Consider the following 8,362-nt stretch of genomic DNA (forward strand, 5'->3'; position numbering starts at 1 on the left):
ATCGGTATTCCCACGTCAGAATGCATCTCGGAGTAGCGCGACGGGGTCATCGCACATGCGCCGCAGTGCTGCGTCCACCACACCGACGTCGATCATCTTGCTGCAGAACGATGCCGTGTAGGTCCGCCCACCCGCAATCTCGGCAATGAGCATGGTGCAGCCATCCGGGCCGTCGGGCTCGAGTGATGCTGCCATCTGCGGCGGCCTGCCGTCGTCGGCCCAATCGAGGTGGTCGAAGACGCGCAGTCGCCCGAGGTCGCTGACGGCCAACCTCAAGGTCTCGGGAACCTCGACGACCGAATCGGTCTGCGCGCGAGCGGAAGACCGAAATCGCGTCGCAGCATCGCGCAGTAGCGACATTCCCAACACCGCTATCGGCCATCCCGATTCGATCACCTCGCGCATTGCCGCAGTGATACCGACGGGTGTCGTGCCCGAAGGGAGGTGAAGCGGAATGCCGACGGCAAAGTTCCCGTGCGAACTCTGCTGCGACGGATCGAGATAACGCCTGCTGTTGAACAACACCATGATGTGATCGTCGACGTCGACGCCCTCGGCCCGCAGCGCTGCGCTCCACAGCGCTGTCGAGATCGACGCGGCGGTCGCTCCCGGCATGTACTCTGCCGTCCAGTGCTTGAGTTCGTCCACTCGGGTTCGGTTCATGTACCCGGCGCGGCTGACTTTCGCTGACTCCCAGTTCTCGATTCTGCGACGTGGAGCAGAATCGCCGTCGGCCTCGGCTCGGTGGCGACCGCGCAACTTCCAGAAGTCCGCCAATGTCTTCGGTTTTCGAGAATAGTGACGCCACAGCGCTTTCCACGTTGCGCTGGCCGGTAATCCTGTCGCGAGCGCGGGAACCAAGGTTCCATCGGCGTCGTCGGAGAAAGCCGCCAGCATCATGACGCCGATTTGGCCGTCGCCGATTCCGTGCGAGTAGTCGACAGCGAGATGGTCCTCGAACACGATCACCTCGAGCGGTCCTCTCGCACCGTCTCGCCGTCGAATGTCGGTGAGCATACGGCCCAGATCGTCGGTGGCTCCGGTGCCGGCCGTGACGTTGTCTCCGGCGATGTCGCTGCGGTAGCGCCATTGTCGTGTATCCGACCGCGGTTCGAGCGCAACGTGGGGTGTCCGGGCGACTCGTTCGGCGGCGCGCAGCGTTGCGCGTGTGCGCTCGATGTCCAGGCCACGAACGGGGCCGACGGCAGTCACTATCCGGGTGTCGGCGAAGACTCGGTCCAGTGCGGTCGAACGATATCGGCGTTCAGCGGACCGCATCGACTACCTCCTGCATCCGACTGCGGAACTGGGCCCTAGAGAAACCCTCTGCCCACGTGCGAATCTCCCTGCGGTCGAAGTCTCCGGGAGCGAACGAGCGCATGGCGTCGGCGAATCCGGCGACGACTTCCTCGTCCGACCCCGGTGGCACATGCACTCCGGTCTTTCCCGGTACGACCGAGTCCATGGCACCGCCGTCGCCCAGCGCAATCACGGGAGTCCCGCAGGCCATGGACTCGACGGGGACGATGCCGAAGTCCTCCACTCCCGGCATCAACAGGGCCCGCGTCGTTCGGTGCAGTTCGAGGAGTTTCTCGTGTGAAACTCGGCCCAGGAAGGTCGTTTTCGGACCGGCGAGTGCACGGCAGGCGTCCATTGCTCGTCCGTCTCCGGCCACCACGAGCGGAACGTCGGCCTCGGCAGCGGCCCGGACTGCGATGTCGGGCCGCTTGTAGGGAACGAGGCGACCGGCGAGGAGGAAGAAGTTCTCTCGCTCGACGGACGGATCGGGAACGAAGCCCTCGGTGTCGACGGGGGGATGGACAACCACTGCGTCGTCACGGCCCCACCAATCCTCGATGCGACGTGCGACTGCAGTCGAATTGGCCACCACGGTGTTCAGTTTCGGGGCGGCAGCGATCTCGCATCGACGGGCAACGGCCGACAGTGCCGTCAGTATCGCTGCTCCTGCTCGTCCGCCACCTTCGCCTGCGCGTAGTTCGGGGTCCCAGGCCCATCGCGCCGGGCTGTGTACGTAGGCGATCACCGGGGAGTCGGTGGCGAACACGGCTTGAGTGGCGAATGCGTGGTGACTCACCACGACTGCATCGAAACCGTCGAGCGGCATGCGCCGAAAGGCGAGCGGCATCATCGGCAGAACGGGTGCGTACGACCGTTGGCCCAACGCGTTGTACACGCGATTGAGGGCGGTCGTGTGCGGCTCCCGGCCGATTCCCGACGGAACCCCGGCGGGCCGAGAGATGGGCGCGAACACTTCGGCCGCAGGCCAGTGCAGCGCGAGCTGTTCGATGACGTGCTCGGATCCGGCGATCTCGGTGAATCTTTCGTGTACGACGGCAATTCTGTCAGCTGGCATGGCGTTGGCCTTCCGGTGCGATCGTCTGCGCGGTCTGTTCCACCCGTCGGGTCGAGTTCTTGCTCTGCAGGACCAGATGCACGGGAATGTCGAACTCGTCGAGCTGCCGCAGCGCGGCGGTTGCCGCCTTCTTGTCGCGTCCACGTGTCGACACCAACACCACGACGGTCTCGACGTCGCCCACGTCGGTGTGCTGCCACCACTGCTCCGACAACCCGAATTCTTCGGTGACCCGAGGACGTTCGCCTGTCCGATCCGGATCGTGAGTCGAGGCCGTCACAGCGCCCTCGCCGACCAACAGGACGATCACGTTGTCGCCCTTGGGTGCAGCGTGTCGAGCACCCCTGGAAGCGGCGCGATCGCCGCGTTCGAGCGCTGCGATTCGCGCGGCCACGGCGGGCGGCATGGTGTCGCTCGCCGTCGGGTCGAATTTCGCTCCGTATTTGCGAGACACCCGACGAGCCCAGGACCGAGAGGGCTTGCGTCCGAGACGTCCTCGCAGCAACACGATCAGTTCGGCTGCAACGATCAGTGCGGCGAGCCCGGCGACGAGTGCCTCCGAGACCGGTTTGGGTGACACCGGTGTGGTGCTCTGGTCGGGGTTCGACAGCACGACCAGTCGGTCTCCGCCCGCAGTGGCCTCCAACTCGCTCAGGCGGGTGCGCAGTTCGGCCAGTTCCGACACGGATGCGGGCCGGCTCGGGTCGTCGGCGGGCAGAGCGTCCACTCGCGCCTGTTGCGCGTCGATCGCGGACTGCGCTTCGTCGGTTCGCTCTCGCGAGTCACGAATCGCGTTGGCAGTGCTGGTACTTGCCATCGTCGACACCATCGCGCGAGCCAGATCTGCGGCGAGCTCAGGAGAACGGGTCGTCACCGTGACGGTCAGCAGTGCAGGTGAAGTACCGGGGGAGAGTTCTACGCTCGACGCCAGCTCGGCAGCGTTCAGTCCGGAGTCGACCTGTGTGAGGACCTGATCGAGCACGCTGCGATCGGTCGCCAATTCCACGAACGGTGCGCGCATCTGCTCGATGAACGCGTCACCGGGAACGAGGCTTTGGGCCGGTTCGATCTCGGCAATGACCGACGCGGCGTACTGCTTTTCGGTGAGTTCGCTCCTGAGGTAGAACACGCCCGCACCCACCAGCACAGCAACGATCACGGCGGGCAGCAGTGCCCGGCCGAGTTCTCGCATGTGTCCCGCGAGGTCGATAGGTGGGGGCACGTCGCCCCGGTGTACGGCATCGTGGACGGACATCAACCGTGTACCCTTCCGTCGTCGATGCGAGCGGACGTACCGCTTCGGAGATTCGTGGAGCCGACAGGCTCGATGATAGCCGGGCTCGTATGCCGTTCGCGTAGCCGTGCCGCTCGTGAATGAAACTGCACATCAACAACATTCGAAGAACGGGCACAACGGTCTTCTACCTTCGTGAAACCCGACTTCGACTCCGCAGGGCGGGGTCCGAATCGGGCGATGTGTCCGGTGTGTCGATGGTCATTCGGAACGCGCACGGTGACGTCCTTTCTCGGCCGGTCCCGGAAGTGGTGACTCGACGAGTCCGATGGCGACGAACACGTATAGCAAGAGTGCGACCAGCAAGGCTGCCGCAACCGAGACGAGCAGCCACAGGCCCGGATAGTGCTGCACCAGGAACCAGCCGCCGACCGTAGTGGCTGCGGTGACCACCAGTATCACCGAAATGGATTGCACGGGAAGCAGTCCGGATATGGGCATGCTTCGCGCGATCACGATCCACAGCAGAACGAGAGTGGTGCCGATCGTCACGACGGTGGAAACAGCGGCTCCGTCGTACGACATCCGCGGGATCAGGAACAGATTCAACCCGACGTTCAGGGCCAGACCGACCAGTGCCACCACGGGGTAGTGTCGCTGCATTCCGGCCGACGCGAGCAGGAAGATTCCCAGCATCACCAACGACATCAGCGCCGCGCCTATGACGAGTAATCGGGCTGCGTGAGCTCCGTCGACGAACCGTTCGCCGTACAGCAGCCCAATCAACGGCTCGGCCGACGGTACGAACGCCGCGACAGCCATTGCGCCGAAGAGTGCGAACAGCATTGCGGCCGAACGCGAGCGTGCGCGAAATGCGGTGGTGTCGTGGGGCCACGACGCGACGAGCAAGGTGCTGATCGGTGCGACTGCCGCCAACACGAAGGTGTCGATCATGTCCGAGAATTTGTAGCCGATGGAATACAGTCCCACGGCTTCGAACGTGTCGAGCAGGCTGAGCATCAGCATGTCGATCTTGAGCATGGCGATGGTGAGGGCGAAGCCGATCGCGAGTGGCACGGCCTCTTTCAGGTAGGGCCCCCAGCGACGAATGTCGATGTGCCGCGACGGTCGCAGGCCCATCGAACGGTTGCCGATGCCGAAACCCTTGGTCACCAACTTGAACACTTCGTTGGCCACGGCCGGGAGAACGAAGATCAGCAGGGTGGGGGCCAGCACGGCGGCCAGCACGGTCAACGCCAATTGGATTGCTTGCCCGGCGCTTTCGGCAACGGCCACGAGTACCAGGCGGTGACGGCTCTGAAAGAGCACGCTCAGTGCGTGACCCGGGGTTGCGAACACGACCACCAGTCCGCCGACCACCGTCGCGAGGACCACCTCGCTCGGATATTGCAGCAGCAGAACGTATGCGACGGCCAGTACGTACCCCACCAAACCGAGCACGGTTCGGAGCGCCAGGAACGCCGACGCCGTTCGACCGATTTCCTCGGAATCGTCGTCCATCAATTTCGCCAGCACGACGCGTCCGACCCCCAGATCGGTCACGACGGACATCAAGCCCAGCAGCGCGAAGACGAAGCTGAACTGGCCCCACTCGTCCGGTCCGAGGGACCTCGCGACGACGACGCTGCCCACCCACCCCAGCGTCGCGATGATCACTCTGCTGATCAGAACGGCAATCGTCGCTCTGGCCGCGGCTTTCGGATCCGCTGCTATGGCGCGGTAGTCCGGTGGCTGCTCGGTGCCGTCGAGCGCGAGCTCCTCGGCCATCAGACGATGCCCGCAGCTCGATACGCGTCGGCGGTGAGCTCCGCCGTTCTACGCCAGCTGATCTCGCGGGTGGCTACGGCTGCCGCGTCGAGAAGAGCTGCGCGCGCGTCCCCGTCGAAAGCGAGTGGTTTCATCGCTTGTACCCAGTCGTCCACGTTCTCGGACTCGACGAGAACGGCACCGTCGCCGACGACGTCGGGGAGGGCACCGACGGCACTGGCGACGACCGCGCCGCCCGACGCCATCGCCTCCACGGGCGGGAGCCCGTAGCCCTCGTACCGAGAGGCGTACGCAGTGACTGTCGCGGCAGCGTAGAGGCCGGGCAGATCCTCGACATCGACGTACCCGAGCCCCCGGGAATTGCGAGGGGCGTGGGGACCGGTGGAGCCGGCCCCGGCCAGCAGACACGGTATTCCGAGGCTCTCCGCTGCGTCGGCGACGAGCTGAACGTTCTTGCGGGGCTCCACCGTTCCGACCTGCATCACGAAACGGTCCGGCAAGTCGTACTTGCGCCGAACCAGATCTATCCGGCTGTCGGTGGGGACAGCGGCCCACGCTGCGGGTGCCAAACCGACCACCGTGGCGTCGCGTCCGCTGACCGCCTTGATTCGATCGGCGGTGAACTGTGAGACCGCAATGAGCAGATCTGCGCGGCGCAGTGCGCGCCGTACCAGTCTCTGTTCGCCCAACGCGCGAAACCGACTGGAGGCCGACGGCATGTCGATGACCGACAGGTCGTGCACCGTGGCAACCGTGAAGGCCTTGGTCAGAAACGGTAGGTCGACGTCCAGGCCGTGCACCACATCGCAACGACCGACGGGGAGGGCACCGAGCACTGCACGAGCCGCACCGCTGGTGACAGGCCGTTCCAACGCCGTGACCGAGGGCGGGAGCTCACCGACGGCGTCGCGCTGCACGGACGCGGCGAGATCGGCATCGGGTAGGCACTGGGGGAGCTCGTTCAGGAGCTCGCGAATGTAGGTCTGTACTCCGCTTCCTCCGGGCCTGAGGGCGAGCGCCCCGAAGACGATTCGTGTTGCGCTGCTGCGCATCCCACCACTCCTAACAAGAGCCAGAAATAGACATCGATCGGAAAGATCTCGAAATACGTCGAGACGAGGCTGGCGAACATCGCTGCGACGATGGAAGCGCCGACGCCCAGGGCGAGCGCACCGTCGTTGCCCGGTAGCGCCCGGGACAGGCGGGTGCACCACCGCAGCGACGTCACGAGCAAGGCGACCACTGCCCAGAGGCCGATCGGTCCGAGTTCGAGCAGTGCCTTCACGTAGTAGTTGTCGGGCTGGTAGTTGGTCGAGAGCCCCGATTGCGTGAACGCGACACCCTCGGCGGTGGAAATGCGGTCTGCCGCAGACCCACTCGATCCCAGCCCCGTCCCGAACGGATGAATCAGGATGCTGGCGATGATGTTGGCCCATCCGTCACCGCGCTGACCGAGGCTGCTCGACGAGAAGAACACCGATGTGATGTTGGGGACGAACGGAACAGCCGCGGCCACCGCGACCGCGGCCACCGCCAGCGGGGCGGCGAGATAGCGGAAGCGGACCGCGATCAGGTATATCGCCCCCACTCCGAGTCCCAGAATGGCTCCGCGCACGATCGAACTCGACATGGCGACCACCATCATCGGAGTCGCCCACAGAAACAACATGTTTCGCCGTCGACGCGGATCGGCCAGCGCCACCGCACCGCCGACCAGCAACGCCAACATCACGTACAACCCGAACGGGAACGGCAGGTTGAACGTACTGAACGTGCGCAGTAACCCGCCCGATGTGCGGACCTGAGTGCCGTATTCGTAACCCAGCGACACCAGTGCGGCCGGCCCGGCCAGAAGTTGCGCAATGCCGACCGCCGACGTGAACACGCCCATGCCCATGAGAACGGAGACGAGGTGGTCTCGGTCCGTGGCGTCGAACGGCGCGAGCCACATGACGACCACCAGCAGAATGTAGAAGAAGGTCACCTTGATGCCGAACACGCCGACGATTCCGAAGGTGGCGAACGCAGACACGCTGCCGAACACGACGAAGACAGCAGCGGCGGGCCACCACGGCATGAAGACCCGAGGCATCGAGCCACGGACGTGTCGCGGTCGGCGTAACCACGCGCACAGAACCGTGAAGACGACCAGGCCTTCCTTCCAGCCCGACACCACCCCTGGCAGGGGCACCAGAACCAGAAGGCCGTGCAGCGGAACGAATGCTGCAAGCAACAGCACGCCGCGCTGCGGGCGGCGGTAGATCGCCGATGCCACCGCGCAGCCGAGCGCGAGGACGACCGCTGCGCCGAAAGCGAGCGCAACGTACGTGATCACGGGGTGACCAGAACGTGGCCGTGTTCGGCGGAGACCACGATCAGTCCTCGGCGCGCTTCAGGACGGCCAGGACGGTGAGGAACAGGATCTTGACATCGAGCCACACCGACCAGTTCTCGATGTAGTAGTTGTCCCACTCGGCGCGGTCCGCAATGGACGTCTGGCCGCGGAGGCCGTGCACCTGAGCCCATCCCGTCACGCCTGCCTTGACGCGGTGCCGCTCCCCGTACCTACGGATCTGCATCTCGAACAGGTCGACGTATTCGGGTCGTTCCGGGCGCGGACCGACCAGACTCATATCGCCGCGAAGTACGTTGAGCAGCTGCGGAAGTTCGTCCATCGAGGTCTGTCGCATGATCTTTCCGATGCGCGTTCGTCGGTCGACACCTTCGACACCGCCGGGTGCGTCCCCGGCCTTTCGCTCGAACTCGGCGTCGGACGCACGTGGAGGCCGCATGGAGCGAAACTTCAGACAATCGAACGGCAATCCGTCGCGGCCGATTCTCTCCTGCTTGAAAAAGATCGGGCCAGGTGAGCTCAGGCGCACGAGCAGCATCAGCGTCAGAAAGACGGGGGTGATCTGCCGCGAGGATTTCGGACAATGGAGATGACTATTTTCAGGCCGCGATCG

The 8,362-nt window shown here is 64.9% G+C and carries 7 protein-coding genes; all 7 read right to left on the reverse strand.

Translation table 11 applies throughout. From position 1 onward, the window contains the following. Positions 1-15 precede the first annotated feature (15 nt). Entirely contained in the window at positions 16-1,278 is a 1,263-nt protein-coding gene (locus tag QM590_RS18130; RefSeq protein WP_269595843.1) for a hypothetical protein, read from the reverse strand. Then, complete coding sequence (locus QM590_RS18135; protein WP_269595842.1) at positions 1,265-2,374, reverse strand: glycosyltransferase; 1,110 nt, start codon at positions 2,372-2,374, stop codon at positions 1,265-1,267. The genes QM590_RS18130 and QM590_RS18135 overlap by 14 nt, the downstream gene beginning before the upstream one ends. Beyond that, positions 2,364-3,596, reverse strand: a complete 1,233-nt coding sequence (locus QM590_RS18140) for a YveK family protein (RefSeq protein WP_269595841.1) — start codon at positions 3,594-3,596, stop codon at positions 2,364-2,366. The genes QM590_RS18135 and QM590_RS18140 overlap by 11 nt, the downstream gene beginning before the upstream one ends. Positions 3,597-3,869: 273 nt before the next feature. After that, positions 3,870-5,396: a flippase gene (locus QM590_RS18145; RefSeq protein ID WP_269595839.1), complete on the reverse strand. Its 1,527-nt coding sequence runs from the start codon at positions 5,394-5,396 to the stop codon at positions 3,870-3,872. Beyond that, positions 5,396-6,448: a glycosyltransferase family 4 protein gene (locus tag QM590_RS18150; protein WP_269595838.1), complete on the reverse strand. Its 1,053-nt coding sequence runs from the start codon at positions 6,446-6,448 to the stop codon at positions 5,396-5,398. Before QM590_RS18150 ends, QM590_RS18145 begins: the two co-directional genes overlap by 1 nt. Continuing rightward, complete coding sequence (locus QM590_RS18155) at positions 6,358-7,731, reverse strand: O-antigen ligase family protein (RefSeq protein WP_269595837.1); 1,374 nt, start codon at positions 7,729-7,731, stop codon at positions 6,358-6,360. The genes QM590_RS18150 and QM590_RS18155 overlap by 91 nt, the downstream gene beginning before the upstream one ends. Positions 7,732-7,771: 40 nt before the next feature. Beyond that, positions 7,772-8,362, reverse strand: a 591-nt coding sequence (locus QM590_RS18160) for a sugar transferase (protein ID WP_269595836.1), incomplete at its 5' end; no start/stop codon positions are given.

The organism is Rhodococcus sp. IEGM 1372 (genome assembly GCF_030056835.1).
Taxonomy (GTDB): Bacteria; Actinomycetota; Actinomycetes; order Mycobacteriales; family Mycobacteriaceae; genus Rhodococcoides.